General features: G+C 70.7%; 10 protein-coding genes and 1 pseudogene. 6 read left to right on the top strand and 5 right to left on the bottom strand.

All coding sequences use genetic code 11. From position 1 onward, the window contains the following. Positions 1-47: 47 nt before the first annotated feature. The 3 genes from ACIQ6S_RS09795 to ACIQ6S_RS09785 all read left to right on the top strand — a co-directional run bounded on the left by ACIQ6S_RS09795 (position 48) and on the right by ACIQ6S_RS09785 (position 2,869). Positions 48-950: a LysR family transcriptional regulator gene (locus ACIQ6S_RS09795; protein WP_297876652.1), complete on the top strand. Its 903-nt coding sequence runs from the start codon at positions 48-50 to the stop codon at positions 948-950. 158 nt (positions 951-1,108) lie between these two features. Continuing rightward, positions 1,109-1,882, top strand: coding sequence for a DUF3313 family protein (locus tag ACIQ6S_RS09790; protein ID WP_397608199.1), 774 nt, complete (start codon positions 1,109-1,111; stop codon positions 1,880-1,882). 111 nt (positions 1,883-1,993) lie between these two features. After that, positions 1,994-2,869, top strand: coding sequence for a LytTR family DNA-binding domain-containing protein (locus ACIQ6S_RS09785; RefSeq protein WP_397608198.1), 876 nt, complete (start codon positions 1,994-1,996; stop codon positions 2,867-2,869). Between the two features lie 33 nt (positions 2,870-2,902). On the opposite strand, the gene ACIQ6S_RS09780 is transcribed toward ACIQ6S_RS09785, so the two are convergent. Then, positions 2,903-4,684 (bottom strand): CocE/NonD family hydrolase, encoded by a 1,782-nt coding sequence (locus tag ACIQ6S_RS09780; RefSeq protein ID WP_397608197.1) that lies wholly within the window; start codon positions 4,682-4,684, stop codon positions 2,903-2,905. A 240-nt stretch (positions 4,685-4,924) separates the two neighbouring features. On the opposite strand from ACIQ6S_RS09780, the gene hrpA reads away from it, so the two are divergent. After that, positions 4,925-8,884 (top strand): ATP-dependent RNA helicase HrpA, encoded by a 3,960-nt coding sequence (gene hrpA, locus ACIQ6S_RS09775; RefSeq protein WP_397608196.1) that lies wholly within the window; start codon positions 4,925-4,927, stop codon positions 8,882-8,884. A 3-nt stretch (positions 8,885-8,887) separates the two neighbouring features. On the opposite strand, the gene ACIQ6S_RS09770 is transcribed toward hrpA, so the two are convergent. Continuing rightward, positions 8,888-9,358 (bottom strand): hypothetical protein, encoded by a 471-nt coding sequence (locus ACIQ6S_RS09770; RefSeq protein WP_397608195.1) that lies wholly within the window; start codon positions 9,356-9,358, stop codon positions 8,888-8,890. A 41-nt stretch (positions 9,359-9,399) separates the two neighbouring features. Then, positions 9,400-9,900: a hypothetical protein gene (locus tag ACIQ6S_RS09765; protein WP_397608194.1), complete on the bottom strand. Its 501-nt coding sequence runs from the start codon at positions 9,898-9,900 to the stop codon at positions 9,400-9,402. 81 nt (positions 9,901-9,981) lie between these two features. On the opposite strand from ACIQ6S_RS09765, the gene ACIQ6S_RS09760 reads away from it, so the two are divergent. Together ACIQ6S_RS09760 and ACIQ6S_RS09755 are read left to right on the top strand one after the other, a co-directional pair. Beyond that, positions 9,982-12,060: a RelA/SpoT family protein gene (locus ACIQ6S_RS09760; RefSeq protein ID WP_397608193.1), complete on the top strand. Its 2,079-nt coding sequence runs from the start codon at positions 9,982-9,984 to the stop codon at positions 12,058-12,060. Then, positions 12,060-12,959, top strand: coding sequence for a hypothetical protein (locus ACIQ6S_RS09755; protein WP_397608192.1), 900 nt, complete (start codon positions 12,060-12,062; stop codon positions 12,957-12,959). Before ACIQ6S_RS09760 ends, ACIQ6S_RS09755 begins: the two co-directional genes overlap by 1 nt. 5 nt (positions 12,960-12,964) lie before the next feature. On the opposite strand, the gene ACIQ6S_RS09750 is transcribed toward ACIQ6S_RS09755, so the two are convergent. Next, on the bottom strand, positions 12,965-15,043 hold the full coding sequence (locus ACIQ6S_RS09750) for a glycosyltransferase (RefSeq protein ID WP_397608221.1): 2,079 nt from the start codon (positions 15,041-15,043) through the stop codon (positions 12,965-12,967). A 621-nt stretch (positions 15,044-15,664) separates the two neighbouring features. After that, positions 15,665-16,168: pseudogene (locus tag ACIQ6S_RS09745) on the bottom strand (glycosyltransferase); the annotation flags it as partial. Between the last annotated feature and the right edge of the window lie 967 nt (positions 16,169-17,135).

The raw sequence follows: 17,135 nt of genomic DNA, 5'->3' as shown, positions 1-17,135 counted from the left end.
CGGATCATCTATGCTCGATGCATGGCAGTGCGTCGAGGCATCGTCCAGTGAGTGAGCCGGATTTCGATTGGACCCTGATCCGGTCCTTCCTTGCCGTGATGGAGGCCGGGAGCCTCCTGGGGGCGTCGAGGCGTCTTCATGCGTCCCAGCCCACGATCGGGAGGCATGTCGCGCAGTTGGAAGCACAGCTGGGATGTGCGCTGTTCGAGCGTACCGGCCGTGGCCTTGCGCCCACTCGGGTGGCGTACCGGATCGCCGAGGACGCGCAGCGGATGGCGGAGGGTGCGCACGGCGTCGCCCGCGCGATTGCCGGCACCCGCCAGAATGTCTCCGGGTCGGTGCGGATCAGCGCCAGCCAGACCATGGCTTTCGTCGTCCTGCCCGAGATCATCGGCAGGTTGAGGGCCGCGAACCCGCAGATCCAGGTGGAGCTCCAGGCCACCGACACGGTGGCGAACCTGCTCCGCCGGGAGGCGGACATCGCGGTCCGGATGGTGATGCCCGAGCAGGGCAGCTTGATCGCCCGCAAGCTGGGGACGTCCAAGATCGGCGCCTATGCGTCCCGTGACTACGTCCTGCGTCGCGGCCAGCCGGTCGCGCCGCCGGAGCTGCTCCAGCACGACCTCATCGGGCTGATCGATGACGATGTGATCCTGCGGGGATTCGCGGCGGGTGGCATCCCGGCCACGCGCGAGAGCTTTGCGGTGAGGACCGACGATCCCCTGGTGGTGTGGCAACTGGTCCGGGCGGGGCTGGGGATCGGGTTCCTCGCCGACAAGGTCGCCAAGAGGGATCCGTCGCTGGTTCAACTGATTCCCGAGGTGGGGCCGACGATGCCGGTCTGGCTCGTCGTCCACAACGAGATCCGCGGCAACCCTGCGATCAAGGTGGTCTTCGATTTCCTTGCCGCCGAGTTGGAGCGCGAATTGGCGCCGGTGCGGGTCGGCTGACGCGGCCTCCCTCCCCAAGGCAAGGTCGCATAGCTGGGTTGCAGCGCTTGGCAATAGCGCATCAAGCAGGAGCCGATGAAGCTTCGGCGACCCCCAGCGAGGCCATTGCCATGAGCCATTCTTCCTTGTTCCGCGTGACTCCCCTGATCCTCCTCTCGATGGCTGCGATCCTTTCCGGCTGCGCCACGGCCCCGAAAGGGGGGGCGGGAAGCCTGATCGCCTCGGACGTTCGACTGGAGGTCGAGCGGGACCGCCCCCAGTCGTCGCGGCAGCAACGTATCGACCGCGCCGCGATCGCCCAAGCGAAGACCCTCCATGTCGCGCCGCCTCGCTTCGCGGACGGCGCCGACACGGCCTTGTCCCCCCGCGAGCGCGAGGTGATCCTGGCGGGCGTGGGGCGCGCCCTGTGCACGACGACCTCGGAATTCTTCGAGGTCGTCGCCGCGGAGCAGCCGGCGGACATCGTGCTCAGGAGCGAAGTCACCGGCGTCGGCTTGACGAACCGTGGCGTGGCGGGAGCATCGTTGGTTGTAGGGGCGCTCTCCCCGATCCCGTTCACCCCGAGGCTGCCCGCGGGCATGGGCGGACTCAGCGCGGATGTCGTCGCCAGCGCGGCGGATGGGGCCCGCGTTCTCGAGTTCCGCTGGGCGCAGGGTGCCAATGCCTTCACCACCGATGCAACGCCATCGCGGCTCGGTGATGCCTATGCGCTCACCGACGTGCTCGCACGCGACGTGAGGCGCCTCCTCCGTGACGAGGGCGACGGACGGCGCCGCGAGCGCGTCGATGCGCCCGTACGCCGCCGAAGCAAGGAGGCCTGTCTCGCCTCCTTCGGTCGCATCGAGGCCGGTAAGCGGTTGGCGCGTCTTGCGTTGCCGCTCACCCCGGAGTTCGTCGAAGCCAAGGCCGGCGGGGGCGACTCGGGAAGGTGAGATCCTCCGGTTCGTGGACGTCGTGCCGAGGCCCACGGAACAAGGGACGAGGACCGGTGCCCGCTCCGCGTGCGCCTATACTTCCGCCCCTGCGATGCGAGGGGGTTCGACATGCCGCGATTGAAGGTCTGGGTCTGGTGGATCGCGGTGTCCTGCGTTCTCGCCCTTCTGCTCATGCGGACCGACTCGGACGTCGCCCTGGGCCTTCCGCCGGTCGCGGCGTTCCTGGTGTGGTTCGTGCAAGTCGCACTGGGTCTGGGCGTCGCCATCGCCGCCACGTGGTGGCTGGGCGGTTTCCGCGCGATCGCCGCCCGCCCGCCGCTGTTCCAGCTGTTTGTCGGGGGGCTCATCGGCAGCCTGGTGTTCGCGCCCTTGTCGCTGGGGCTGGAGGCGGTTTTCCCGTCGCCCGGTGAAGATCCCGCGGACGGATGGCTGGATGCCCTCGAGCAGAGCGGTGGCGTGTTCGCGCTCGTTGCCGAGTGGCTGCAGCTCGCGCCGGCCTATCTGACGAGCTGGGCGATCCTCAATGTGCCACCGACCTTCGCCGCCGTCGGTGCGCGGGACACGGTCGCCGATTCCCCGCCCGCATCCGCTGTGTCCGAGCCGGAGCCGCAGCCCGAGGCCACGTCCGGCACGCTGTCGGCCCTTTCGAAACCGCTGCTGGCGCGGATTCCTGCCGCAATCGGGACCGATCTGGTCTTCGCGCGGTCCGACCTGCACTACCTCCAGCTGCGGACCACGCTCGGCAGCACCACCCTGCTCGGCACGATCGCCGAAATCGAAGCCGAAATGGGCGACCGCGGCCTTCGCGTGCACCGCTCGTTCTGGGTCGCCCTGAGTCACGTCCGGCGCGTGCGGCGTTCGGCCAGCGGTTGGTACTGCCTGATGTCCGACCAGACCAAGGTGCCGATCAGCCGGCGACGGCTGTCGGTCGTGAAAGACAAGCTCGGGGTTGATTTCGTGCGGGATAGCCCGTCCGGCGATTGACGGGCGGCCATCGCCGCCCGTCGTTCGCGTTGTTCAGGGCGTCGGACAGCCCGCGTCGCGTTGCTCGCGAGCACGCTGTTCATCGCCCGTCACCGTCTCGCAGCGCCGCTGCGGGCGCGGAAGGCGTGCCAACGAGGCATCCGGCATGACCAGCCGTGCTCCGGCGACGTCCACGGTCCCGGTGGCGGGTCGCTCGAAGATCCATGCGGGGAAGCTGCTTCCCGCGATCATCAGGCCGGGCCTGCTGCCGGCGTCGAAACGATAGGCGATCGGCGAGAAGCGCACGTCGATGACCCGCCCGTGGGCCCGTGTGACCGGCGTTTCGCGCACCAGCCGGACCTCGCCGTCGGGCCGAACGTCGACGAGTTTCACCACCAGTGGCCCGCTGTAGATGCTCTTGAGGCGGATCGTGGCCTGGATCGGCCCGGCGATCGGCAGCGTCCTGGACAGGGGGGCGCCCTGCAGCAGGCCGATGTCCGTTCGATCGAGCAGCGGTGACTGGTCCAGCATCCCGGCCGGGGCGATGAGGTGGTTGCCGCCGAGTGTCGGCACCGGCTTCGCCGGGTCGATCTGGATCGTGGCCGTCGGCGCCTGCAGTTCCGCGATGATGGGCCGCGCCGGGATCGGCCAAAGCGCGCTTCCCACCACCGACTCCGCACCTTCACCGGCCCAGGCGAACTGCACCTTCGGCCACCGCGTCACGTCGTTCCAGCGCTGCTTCAGCCAGAAGTCGAACCAGGTGAACATCGGGCGGATCGGCCAGAGTTCCGGCTCGTCCACGTCGTAGTGGGTCCCGTCGAGCATGATCAGCCGATCATTCCGGCCCAGGCCCGAGATGCCGCGCTGGTTCCACGCCTCGATCGCGCTGTCGTGGAAGAAGTCGTGCCACAGCCCGACCTGGAGCACCGGCGCTCGAAGCCGACGGGTGACATTCCCCGCCTCCAGAAGCGGCGTCCTGGTGCGAGCGGCCAGCAAGTCCGGCCAGCGTGGCTGGAGGTCGCTGACGATCGGGAAATCGGCGACGGGCGGCGTGGTCCACCACTCAGAGGTGGAGGCATCGCCCTCCTCGAGCGCCTCGAACAGGTCCTCAAGGCCCTCGCCCGCCATCTCTTTCAGCGCCTCGAGTTCGGTGTCGTCGATGCCCAAGCGAGCCTCATGGTCCTCGCTGCTGTCGAGCGACTGCGACAGGACGAACGGAAGCAGCGCCTCCCATTTGATGGCGCGATCCGGGAAGATCACGCCGCCGAGGAAGTCCGGGCTGGTCGCCTGCGCATAGATGGCACGGACCGACGGCCTGCCGCTGGCGGCGGCTTGCAGCGCGGCCACGCCGCTCGCCGAGTCGCCGAAGACCCCGAGCCGGTCGTTGGACCACGGTTGGGCCTCGACCCAGCGCAGCAGGGCATCGCCATCGGCGCGCTCGTCAAGGAAGAGGCTGAACGTGCCATCGGATTCGTTGCGGCCGCGGACGAACTGGATCACGAGGGCGTAGCCCCGGTCGGTGGCTTCCGTCCAGCCGACGTCCTTCTCGTCGGCCTCGATGTCCGCGTTCGGGTGCTCTTCCGGAAAGCCGCTTACCGGCGTGAGCGGCAGGTCGTAGGGACTGCGGGTGACCAGGGTCGGCCATGGGCCGGGCCCTGTGCCGGGCAGATAGACCAGCGTCTGCAAGGTGGTTCCGTCAGGCGCGGGGACCCGGAATTCACCCACCAGGTGGCCCGCCGCGGCGCGGTGAAAGCCTGGGGGCAGGGCCATGGCCGCCGAGGCGGGAAGGTAGGCCAGGAGAAGGGCGGTGACCGCCCTTCGGATCGTGAGGTTCATCGTTGTTGTCCTCGTTGTGCACCCGCCGTGGGTGCTGACGTCCCGGTGGAGGTCGCCGGGCGGGGGAATGCTCGGCGGCTGGCCCGACCGCTGGTGCAGGCCGGAGCGCCGTTCTGAATGTGCGGTGCGGTTGGAGCAGCAGCGGTCGTTGACGATGTTTCCGCACGGCGTCGACGCCGTGGGCCGCGTTCCGTCAGTGGCCCGGTCCGATCGGAATGCAGGCGCTACACTGCGCGCCCCATGCGCGAGCCCGCCGAAACTCCAGCCGCGCCCGCGCCCCGCGCCGTGCGCCCCGACCCGCTGGACCGCGTCCTCGCCAAGGACCGCGGCGCGCTGCTGCGCCTGCAGAAGCGGCTGGCGGAATCGAAAGGCGAGGCGAGGGCGGCGGCGCAGCAGGCGCTGGAACAGGCGCTAGCCCGCTCGCGCGAGGCCTTCGCCGCTCGCGAGGCCCGCTTGCCCGAGCCGCGCATCGACACCGAACTGCCGATCGGCCGCGAGGCCGACGCGATCGTCGAACTGATCCAGAAGCACCAGGTCGTCGTCATCGCCGGCGAAACCGGTTCGGGCAAGACCACTCAGCTGCCCAAGCTCTGCCTCGCCGCCGGCCGCGGCGCCGCCGGCCTGATCGGCTGCACGCAGCCGCGCCGCATCGCCGCGCGCGCGGTGGCCAAGCGCGTGGCCGAGGAACTGCAGGTGCCGCTGGGCAAGGAGGTCGGCTGGCAGGTGCGCTTCACCGAGCAGGTGGGCGAGGACACGCTGGTCAAGTTCATGACCGACGGCATCCTGCTGGCCGAGATCCAGAAGGACCGCTACCTCTCGGCCTACGACACGATCATCGTCGACGAAGCGCACGAGCGCTCGCTGAACATCGACTTTCTCTTGGGGTATCTGAAGGGCCTGCTGCGCAAGCGCCGCGACCTCAAGCTGATCGTGACCTCGGCGACGATCGACACCGAGCGCTTCGCGATGCACTTCGACGGCGCGCCGGTGATCAGCGTCGAAGGCCGCAGCTACCCGGTGGAAGTGCGCTACCGGCCGCTCGAGGACACCAACGCCGACGTCGCCTCGAAGCCCGATGCCGAGAAGTCGCTTTACGAGGGCCTGCTGGCCGCTTGCGATGAGATCACGCGGGAGGATGCGCGCGGCGACGTGCTGCTGTTCCTGCCGGGCGAGCGCGAGATCCGCGAGGTGCACCACCTGTTGGAGCGTCGCAAGTACCGCGAAACCGAAGTGCTGCCGCTGTATGCGCGGCTTTCGGCCAAGGACCAGGACCGCGTGTTCAATCCGGGGCCGAAGCGGCGGATCGTTCTGGCTACGAACGTGGCCGAGACCTCGCTGACGGTGCCGCGCATCCGCTACGTGGTCGACCCGGGCACGGCGCGCGTGAAGCGCTACAGCCCGCGCATGAAGCTCGACCGCCTGCACATCGAGGACATCGCCCAGGCCAGCGCCGACCAGCGCAAGGGCCGCTGTGGGCGCGTGTCGTCGGGCATCTGCTACCGGCTCTTCAGCGAGCAGGACTTCAACAGTCGGCCGCGCTACACCGACCCGGAGCTGCTGCGCTCCTCGCTGGCGGGCGTGATCCTGCGGATGCTCTCGCTGGGCCTCGGCCGGGTGGAGGACTTCCCCTTCATCGACGCCCCGGACCCGCGCGCGGTGGCCGACGGCTGGCAGCAGCTCACCGAGCTTGGCGCGGTCGACAAGCACCGCCAGCTGACGCCGGTGGGCAAGCAGATGGCGGCCTTCGCGGTCGACGTGAAGCTGGCGCGCATGCTGATCGCGGCCAAGGAGCGCGGCGCGCTGCGCGAGATGATCATCATCGCCAGCTTCCTCGGGCTGCAGGACCCGCGCGAACGCCCGCAGGAAGCCCGCGAGGCCGCCGACCGTGCACACGCCGCCTTCGCCGACGAACGCTCGGAGTTCGTCAGCATCCTTAAGCTCTGGGATGCCTACCGCGCTGCGCACGAAGACCTCTCGCAGTCGAAGCTGCGCGACTGGTGCAGTTCGCGATTCCTCAACTTCCTGCGCCTGCGCGAATGGCGCGAGCTGCACCGGCAGCTGATCCTCAACTGCGAGGCCTTGGGATGGGCGCAGAACGAGGCGCCGGCCGACTACGCCGACCTGCACCGTGCGCTTCTGGCGGGCTTGGCCCTCCAGACCGGGCATCGCTCGGAGAAGGGGCTCTACGAGGCCCCGCGCAGTCGCAAGTTCGGCCTCTTCCCCGCCTCCACGCTGGCGCAGAAGCCGCCGCCGTGGTTGCTGTGCGCGACGCTGCTCGACACTGCCAAGGTCTGGGGCATCACCGCCGCGAAGATCGAGCCGGAGTGGGTGATCGACGCCGTGCCGCACCTGCTCTCGCACCGGCATTTCGATCCGCACTGGTCGCGGCGGCAGGGCCGGGTGCAGGGTTCCGAGCAGATCGGCCTGTTCGGGCTGGTACTGCTGCCGAAGAAGCCGGTGCACTACGGCGGTCTGTACCCCGACGAAGCCCGCGAGATTTTTGTTCGACAGGGGTTGGCGACGGGCGAGATCGACACCCGCATCCCGCTGGTCAAGCGCAACCTCGCCACGCTCGAACGCGCGCAGGAGGAAGAGGCGAAGCAACGCCGCGCTGGGCTCGTCGTCGACGAGGACTGGCAGGTGCGTTGGTACCTCGACCGCCTGCCGTCCGACGTGCACAACACCGCGGCTCTAGAGAGCTGGTACGGCAAGCTCGACCCGGCCGCGAAGAAGGCGCTGGAGTGGTCGCTGGCCGACCTGATGTCAGTCGAGGGCAGCGGCGTCGAGCGCTTCCCGAAATTCCTGCCGCTCGGCGACGCGCGACTCGCCCTGAATTACCGCTTCGAGCCCGGCCACGCCGAAGACGGCGTGACGCTGGACGTGCCGCTGCACCTGCTGCCCGCGCTCGACGCCGCGCGACTCTCGTGGCTGGTGCCGGGGCTGGTGGAAGAGAAGGCCACGGAAATGATCCGCGGCCTGCCGAAGGCCCTTCGCCGCAACTTCGTGCCCGCGCCGGATTTCGCCCGCGCCTTTGCGCTGGCCTATCCGAACGGCGACGCCGACAGCCTGCCCGGCGCGCTCGGCCGCTTCCTCGCCAAGGCCACGGGCGTCGAGGTGGGGGCGCTCGACTTCGACGAGGGCGCACTGGAGCCGCATCTGCGGATGAACCTGCGCCTTGGCGAGGTGGAGGGCCGCGATGGCGCGTCATCGGAGGCGGGTTCTCGCGGCACCCGCTTCCGCGTGCTGGGCCAATCGCGCTCGCTCGACGAGCTGAAGGCCCGCTTCGGCGCGGAGGCCGAAAAGGCGTTCGCCGCGCGCGCCGGTGAGCGTCTTGCCCGCGAGGGCCTGCGCGAGTTCCCGGCCGAGCCGATCCCGGTCGAAATCAGCGGTGCGGGCGGTTTGCCGGCCTTCCCGGCGCTGGTGCTCGATGGCGATGACGTGGCCCTGCGCGTGCTGGCCGACCGCGAGGCGGCGGCGCAGGCCCATGGCGGTGGCGTGGTTCGGCTGGCGGAAATCGCGCTGGCCGACGCGGTGAAGTCGGCCCGCAAGCAGCTGCCGCTGAATCCGAAGACCGCGATGGTCTACACCGCGGTGGCGACGGCAGAGCAGCTGCGCGCCGACCTCGTCGCCAAGGCGCTGGCGGCGCTGCTGGATGGCGGTCAGGGCGGCGTGACGCTCGCCGCGATCCGCGACCGCGAGGCCTTCAACAAAGCGATCGGCGCGGTGAAACAGAAACTGTTCGGCGAGGCGATGGCGCGCTTGAAGATCGCCGAGGCCGCGCTCAGCCAGTACGCCGAGATCCGCCCGAAGCTGGAGGCGCCGGTGATGGGGTGGGCGAAAGCGAATCTTGATGATCTCCGGGCCCAGTTGGCGGGGCTCGTGCATCCCGGCTTCGTCCGCGAGACGCCGCCGGAAGCCTTCAACGAACTGCCGCGCTACCTGAAGGCGCTGGCCCTGCGCGCCGAGCGCGCCCTGCGCGACCCGACCCGCGACCAGCAGCGCATGCTCGAGGTGCAGCCCTTCGCGAAGGCCATCGATGACGCGCGCCGCCGAGGCACCGCGCTGGAACCGGGTTGGCAGACCTTGCGCTGGGATCTGGAAGAGTTGCGCGTCTCGCTGTTCGCGCAGGAGCTGGGCACGAAGCGGCCGGTGTCCGCGAAGCGCCTCGCCAAGCAGCTCGAGGCGCTGAACACGCGTTGAGGCTTACTCGACGCGCTCGACCTTCACCGACGCGTTGTAGCCCTCGACCTTCAGGCGCCACGCGCCGAACAGGCCTTTGCTGATGGTGACGCGCGGGTTCGTCAGGTTCACGCCGCGCAGCGCGCTGCCGGGGTCGATCGCGCGCCACACTTGGCCGTTCGCGAGGGTGAAGACCTCGCCGCCCTGCCAGCCGGTGAACGCGCCGGGCAGGGTCGAGATGATGTCGGCCTCGTCGTCCAGCGCCTCGGGGCGAAGGCCACGGGAATCCATCGCCGCATCCGCGGCCACGCAGCGCCGGTCGCGCTGCAGCCAGGCATTGAGCGCCTGCAGTTGCGCTTCCGAAAGCGTGTCGAGGCCGGCTTCGCGGAACTCGGTGGCACTCATGCGCTCTTCGACCGTCGAAAAGCCCTGCGCCGCAGCGGCTCCGGTGACGGTGAACAGTGCGAGGGCGAGAAGGGGGGCGGAGTGGCGCATGGGGATTCCTTGTCGAAGTCGAAGAGAACGGAGGCGGCGGTTCAGCGGACGCGTTCGACTTTCGCCATGCCGCGATAGTCGGTGAGGCGCAGGCGCCAGCCTCCGAACGTGCCCTTGGTGATCTCGACGGCCGGCGATTCCGCCGTGATGCCGCGGAACACCGCGGTGCTGTCGACCGAGCGCCAGACCTGGCCGTTCTCGAGGCGGATCTGCGCGCGCGGCGCCAGGCCGCGGAAGGTGCCGACGATGCGTGACTCGACCCTCGGTTCCTCGGCCTCCGGGTCGGGCGTGTTGAATCCGATGCGGTCCGCCACGGGCGCCGGGGCAGGCGCCGGTGCAGCGGCCGGCGCAGGCATCGCGGCCGGTTCGGTGGCGAGCCAGGCGTTGAGCGCGGCCAGTTCCTCGGGCGTCAGCCGGGCGATGCCCGTGCGCTGCTTCGTTGCGTCGTCCATCCGCGTTTCGATGGCCGGCGGCGGGGTGTCGGCGGCCTGTGCCGCGAGCGGTGCGGCGAGAAGGAGCAGGGCGATCGCGAAATGGCGCATGACGAAATCCGTTGGGCCGAGTTGTGGGGGATCGTTGCGGAAGTCTACCCTCGGGGCATCGTGAAGCCCGCATCCCCCGCCATGCCCAACGCTGCGCACGCCCTGGCCGAATGGCCGGCCCTGGCGTCGGCGGCGGCGGGTGATTCGCCGGGCGCTGTGTTCTGCCGCCGCGCGCTCGAGGTGCTGGCCGCGCTGTCGCCGGACCGCGAGATGATCTGGGCGACCGCTTTGGTGGCCCTCGGGCCCGAGGCGCCCGACGTCACGGGCGCACCGACGCCCGGCCGGCTGCCGGCCATGCTGGACGGCGTGCGCGCCGCGGAGCAGGTGTGGGCGCTGCATGCGCGGGCGGAGGGACGTGCCGATGCCGAAGGCCTGAGGCGGCTGCTGCTCGCCATCGTCCGCGACCTGCGCGTGGTGCCGGTGCTGCTGGCCCTGCAGCTGGCCCGGCTTCGCCACGCCTCGGCCCTGCCCGAAGCCGAGCGCACCGAACTCGCGCGGCTTGCTGCCGACATTCTCGCGCCGCTGGCGAACCGGCTGGGCATCTGGCAACTGAAGTGGGAGATCGAGGACCTCGCGTTCCGCTTCCAGCAGCCCGAGACCTATCAGCGCATCGCCCGCCTGCTCGACGAGAAGCGCGGTGCGCGCGAGCAGTACATCGAGGACGTCAAGTCGCAGCTGCGCGCGGCGTTGCAGGAGTCCGGCATCGACGGCGACGTGGCCGGCCGGCCGAAGCACATCTACAGCATCTGGAAGAAGATGCAGCGCAAGGACGTGCCCTTCGGCGAGCTCTACGACATCCGCGCCGTGCGCGTGCTGGTCGGCGATGTCGCCGCCTGCTACGCGGCGCTCGGCGTCGTGCACCAGGTGTGGACGCCGATCGCGAAGGAGTTCGACGACTACATTGCCCGCCCGAAAGCGAACGGCTATCGCAGCCTGCACACGGCCGTGGTCGGCCCCGAGGGCCGCGCGCTCGAGGTGCAGATCCGCACGCGCGAAATGCACGAGCAGGCCGAACTCGGCGTCGCCGCGCACTGGCGCTACAAGGAGGGCGGCGGTGCCGATGCGAGCTTCGAACGCAAGATCGCGTGGATGCGCCAGCTGCTCGATTCGAGCGAGGGCGACGAGCAGAAGCTGCAGGAAGGGCTGAAGGCCGATCTCGTCGAGGACCGCGTCTACGTGCTGACGCCTCAGGGCAAGGTGGTCGACCTGCCGCGCGGCGCGACCGTGCTCGATTTCGCCTATGCCGTGCACACGGAAGTGGGGCACCGCTGCCGCGGCGCGAAGATCAACGGCCGCATCGTCACCCTCGATTCGAAGCCGGCCACTGGCGACGCCGTGGAGATCCTGACGGCCAAGGTCGGTGCGCCGCGCCGCGACTGGCTGCAGCCGGCGAGCGGTTTCCTCGTGACCGGTCGCGCCCGCGACAAGGTGCGCGCGTGGTTCCACAAGCTTGATCGTGCGCACAACCTCGCTGAAGGGCGCGAGTTGCTCGACAAGGAACTCCGTCGCCTCGGCCTGCTCGGCGCCGACCTCGCGCCGGTGCTGCCGCGATTGCGGCTCGCGACGCAGGACGACCTGCTGGTCGCGCTGTCGCTCGGTGATGTCAGCCCGGCGCAGGTGAGCCGCGCGCTGCATGAGGCGCAGCAGCCGAAGGAGGCCCCGGCGCTGCCGCCCATCCCGGCCGCGGCGTCGCGCGACAAGGTCGGTGCGCGCAGCGACAGCTTCGTGGTCGATGGCGTGGGCAACCTGCTGATGCAGCTCGCACGCTGCTGCCAGCCGGTGCCGGGCGACGCCATCGCCGGCTATCTGACGCGGGGCCGAGGCATCAGCGTGCATCGCGCCGACTGCGTGGCGCTCTCGCGCCTGGTCGCGCGCGATCCGGACCGCGCCATGCCTGTCTCCTGGGGCCGCGCCGGCGGCACCTATGCCGTCGATGTCGCCATCCACGGGCTCGACCGCAAGTCCTTGCTGAAGGACATCACCACGCTGATCGCGCAGGAGGGCATCCACATCAATGCCGTCGCCTCGCGCAGTGACGACAGCCGCGGCCTCGCCGACCTCAAGCTCACCTTGAAGGTCAGCGATTTCGAACAACTCTCCAAGCTGCTGGCCCGCCTGACCGCCGTGCCGGGCGTGCGCGACGCGCGGCGGGTCGGCTGATGACCGTTCGGCCCTCGCGCTGGGCGGTGGTCGCCGCGCTCTTGGCATCGCTGCTGGTCGGCGTGTTGCTGCTGCGCGAGCCGATCGGCCGCGCCGTGTTCCCCGACGCCGCCCTGGCCGGTCTCGTCTCACAGGCCGAGCAGGCGCTGGCGACGGGTGATCTCGACACCGCGGCGTCACGTTTCGAAGCGGCGCAGGCGCGTGCACCAGACCATCCGCGCATCGTCGAGGGCTTGGCCGCGACGGGCGAACGGTCCTTGGCGCAGGCGGCGACGGCTGTCGCGGCAGGCGACTCGGCGCAGGCGGAACAGGCGCTGGCGCGGGCGGTTCGTCTCGGCATGCCGGGTGAGCGCATCGAGACGCTGCGGCAGTCCCTGCTGGCGCGTGCGGAGCCTTCGGTGGAGGCGGTGCTTCAGCGGGCGACGGTCCTGGAGGGCGCCGATCCCACGGCGGCCCTCGCGCTCTACCGGCAGGTGCTGCAGCGGGAACCGGACAATGCGTTGGCGCGTGACGGCCGCAGTCGCCTGCTGGCCGCGACGCTGGCGCACGCCATGGTGGCGCTCGACCGCGGCGAAGCGGACACGGCGAACTCGCTGGTGGCCGAAGTGCGGGCCATCGACCCGGCGCACCTGCAATTGCCCGAACTCGAAGCCCGCCTCGGCGCGTCCGGCGTGGGCCGCGTTGGAGGCCCAGTTTCGCCAGCCACGCCCTCGTCGACCGACAGCGCCGAAGCCATCCGCTGGCGTGGGCTCGCCGACGAAGCGATCGGCCGCGGGGCCTTTGTCGAGGCCCGCCGCGCGCTCGCGGAAGCGCAGCGCCTCGCCCCGCAGGCGCCGGAGTTGGCAATGCTTTCGCAGCGGCTGCAGCGCGCCGAGACGGCGCGCCCGGAAGGGCGCTGAGGCGGTCAGCGCAGCTGGTTGAAGATGGTGCGCAGCGTGGTGCGGGCGCGCTCGGGAGAGAACTCGCGCTCGGTGTTGGCGAGGCCGCCGTCGACCAGCCGCTGCCACAGCGTCGCGTCGTCGTAGGCGGCGAGAATCGTCGCGGCGAGTGATTCCGCGTCGTCCGCCACCAGGGCGTCGATGCCATGGGTCAGGCCCATGCCTTCGACGGCGCAACGCGTTGCCACCACCGGCAGGCCATGCGCCAAGGCCTGGTTGATCTTGCCCTTCACGCCGGCGCCGTAGCGCAGCGGCGCGACCGAGAAGCGATGCGTGTCGATCAGCGGCTCGAGATCGGGCACATGGCCATGCACGGTGATGCCCGGGCGTTCGCCGAGGGCGAGCACGGAGGCCGGCGCGTCGCTCCCGACCAGTGAGAGCGTGATCTCCGGCCGCTGCGCGCGGATGCGCGGAAGGATCTCGTCGGCAAGCCACTGCGCAGCGTCCACGTTCGGCGGGTGGCGGAAGCCACCGACGAAGAGCAGGCCTTGCCGAGCGGCCATCGACGGGCCGGCGCCGCGCACGCGATGGATGTTCGACACGACATCCACCACCGCACCGGGTGCGCTCTCCGCCAACAGGGCCTTCTCTACCGGGCTCACCACCCAGGTGCGGTCGACGCTGCCGATCAGCGCCAGCTCGTCGGCGCGGGTTCGCGCCGCGGCGCGCAGCAGGGTGGCGTCGTTGCGTTCTTCCGCTTCGCGCTGCTCGCGAAGGTGGTGCAGATCGACGGTGTCGAAGACGATGCGCGCCTGCGGCGCATGGCGGCGCAGCAGCGGCAGCAGGGGCGAGAGGATGTAGTGGCGGCTGACGATGACGAGCTGGAAGCGCGGCCCGTGTTTCGCCAGCCAGTCGGGGATCGCGCCGAGCCACGGATGCGTCCAGGCCTCGACGCCGAGATCGCGAAGCGACTGCGTGTAGCGCCCGTCGTCCAGCCCGTTCTCCGGGAAGAAGGTCACGGCACAGCCCTCGTCGACCAGCAGGCGCAGCAGTTCGAACAGGCGCACCGAGCCGGAGTCGCGATCCGGCATCGGCGTCGTGGCGTCGATGACGAGCACGCGGGCACGGGCGCGATGCTGCGCCGCGTAGTGCACGGCCTGCGTCGGCGCTGGATGGCGGCGCAGGAGCGTGTCGCGCCAGCGCTCGAGGAAACGCTGCTGGTTGCGCACCTGGTAGGCCTTCACCCCGCTGCTGGTGTCGGTGCCGGCGGTGATGCCCTCGTGGTGGACCACCATCGACGCCGGCTGCACGCGCACCTTGAGCCCCGCCTCACGAACCTTCATCGCGAGGTCGGTGTCTTCGTAATAGGCGGGGGCGTACCGCTCATCGAATCCGCCGAGGCGCTTGAACAGCGCGCTCGGCAGGGCGATCGCGGCCCCGGAGCAGTAGTCGGCCTCGCGGACGAAGGTGTACGCCGGGTGCTTCGGGTCTTCGAAACGCCCGAAGTTCCAGCCCGAACCATCGGAGAAGACGATGCCGCCGGATTCCTGCAGGCGCCCATCCGGGTAGACCAGCTTCGCGCCGGCGAGTCCGGTGTCCGGGTGTGTCTCAAACGTGCGAAGCAGGGCCTCGAGCCAGCCGGGCGTCAGCGTGGTGTCGTTGTTGAGGAACACCACGAACTCGCCCCGCGCCATGGCTGCGCCTGCATTGCAGCTGCCGACGAAGCCGAGGTTGGCGGCGTTGCGGTGGTAGCGCAGGCCGGGGATGGCGGAAAGCACCTTGCCCGATTCGTCTGGAGATGCGTCGTCGACGACGATCACTTCGACATCGGACGACAGGCGGGTTTGGACGAGGCTGCGCAGGCAGGCCAGCGTGTAGTCCAGCTTGCCGTGCACCGGGATGACCACGCTGGCGCGCACCGTCGCCGGCGTTGCGAAGGCGAGCGGTGCGTCGGGGGCCTCGTCAGCACCCGGTGCCGCGGCCGTCGTCGTCGCGAATCGGCGCACCACCGCCGCCCACGTGGCCCCGGCGCCGCGCGTGTGCAGGCTTCGCAACCCGCGAAGGGCGAGGTCGATGCCGCGGCGGGTTCGATAGCGCGCCGCCACCCAGCCGTCGCCGACATGCCGGCGCAAGCGCAGGACGATGCGCAGCAGCGGGTGGGCGAGGGTGCGTCGCGCTTCGGCGAGCTGGTCCATGGCGGCGTCGCGCTGGCTGAGGGCGATATCGCGCTGGCGGATCAGGTCGGCGGTGTCGCGCTCGTAGTAGTGGTAGGCCGAGTCGCGCTCGCCTTTCAGCTCGAGCGTCGATTCGCGGAGCGATGCCGCCTCGCTCTCGAGGCGGTCCATTTCGGCTTGAAGGGCGAGAGTCTGTGCGCGATCCCTTGCACCGTCGGCCTCCAGCGCAGCGATGTGTTCCGCGACGCGATCCCGCTCTTGCGCCTGCTCGCGCAGGAGTTCATCGGTCTGATCCATCGCGGCGCTGCGCTGGCTGATCAGATCCGCGGTGTCGCGGTCGTAGGCCCGGTAGGCGTCGTCACGTTCCTGCACCAGGGCGTCGGAAGCGGCGCGCAGCAGGCCGGCGACGTGCTGCGTTGTGGCGGCCACGGCGGCCTCGCCGGTGCCGAGCAGGCGAGGGCGGGCTGTTCGCAGCGGATGGAGCATGCGCCAGCCGGCGCGCGATTCCGCCATCGACGTCGGCACAGGGCGCGGGCGCGGTTGGCGTTCCGGCTGCGCCACGCGCTCGGCGAGGGCCGCGGCGATCGCGGCCGCCGTGCCGGGTACGACCGTCACGCCGGGTTCGCCGGCGGCCGCACGCTCCGCGTACGCGCCGAGTTGTGCCGCGAGCACGGGCACGCCGAGCGCCTGCATTTCGGAAAGGACGTAGCCGAAGGTCTCGGGCAGGGTGGAGGGCAGCAGGGCGAGGTCCGGGTCGAATGCCTCGACCAGTCGCGGCAGCTCGTCCGTTGCGTAGTCGTCGATCGCCCGGCCGCCCAGCGCCTGCGCGTAGCGCGCCGCCAGCGCGCCGCCGCCGGCGAAGCACCAGTCGATGCCGGCGGGGCTGAGCGGAACAAGCGCCTCCAGCAGCCATTCGCCCTTGCCGCCCTTCAGCCGTCCGGGAACCAGCACGCGAAGCGGGCCGGGGCGACGCCTCGTCTCGCGTGACGGAACCTCGCCCGCAAAGGGAGGCAGGCCGTGCGGCAGGACCGTCGCGTTGGACAGCGTCGGCGCCATGCCCCGCAGCCGCTCCGCGGCGAACGTCGAGGGCGCGACGATGCGCACGTGTTCCGCATCCAGCGCCGCGACGGCGGCGGCGGCGCGCGCTTGCCAGACCTCGGGACGGCGCTCGCCGAAAGCGAAACCCGGCCGTTCGGCGAACTCGGCGAGGCGGGCCGCGTCCCACCGCGGCCGGGGTTCGACGTCGTCGAGCACCGGCCAGAAGGGAAAGAGGTCGTGCACGACGAACGTGGTCGGCAAGCCGGTGCGCAGCACGTCGAGCGTGGTGCCGATCAGCGAGGAGACACGCACCGCCGAGACGCCGAAGCTGGCGATGCTTTCGGCGAGGGCCGCGCGCACGGCGGGGTGGGTATCGCCGGTGTCGCCAACCGCCGGGGTGCAGGCCCAGGCGCGGATCGGGCAGGTGTCGAGGCCGAGATGCAAGGCGATCCGTTGGCCGTGGCCGCGGCGCTCGTCGCCGTGGCTGACGAGGGCGAGGTGGTCGGCGTCCGGGTCGTCGCGCATCTGGTCGGCGACGAAGCGAGCGACGCCGCCGCCCCAGTCGTGGAGCACATGCAGCACGACCGGCCGGCCGCGGCGTCCCGCAGCGGTGGGGGCCGGACGCCGCAGCGCGAGGCGGTTCGGACGCCACTCGGGGTCGATCCGGAACGGCACTCCGTCGTGGGCTTCGGCGGTGGTGTCGCCCAGTGCCACGGCGAGGTGGGGCAGGCGGGCGCCGTGGATCGCTGGCGTGGTGGCAGGGCTGGTGCGCAGCGCGCGCTCGGCCGCTTCGCGGCGCCACAGCGCGCAACGCGCATCCGGCGCCGCGGGCAGCGCCACGTGCGGGGCCCAGGTCCAGGCCTCCAGCACGGCGTCGTCGTGGTCGTCGAGGGCCCATGCGGCCGCGATGTCGCGCACGCCTACGGGGCTAACGGCATCGAGGCCGGGCGACTCGGCCAAGGCCCCGGCCATCTGCGCGAGCGTG

This window comes from Silanimonas sp. (genome assembly GCF_044377035.1).
Taxonomy (GTDB): Bacteria; Pseudomonadota; Gammaproteobacteria; order Xanthomonadales; family Xanthomonadaceae; genus Silanimonas.
Note: the sequence above shows the minus strand (reverse complement) of the source record. Positions and strands in the feature narration are given on the sequence as shown.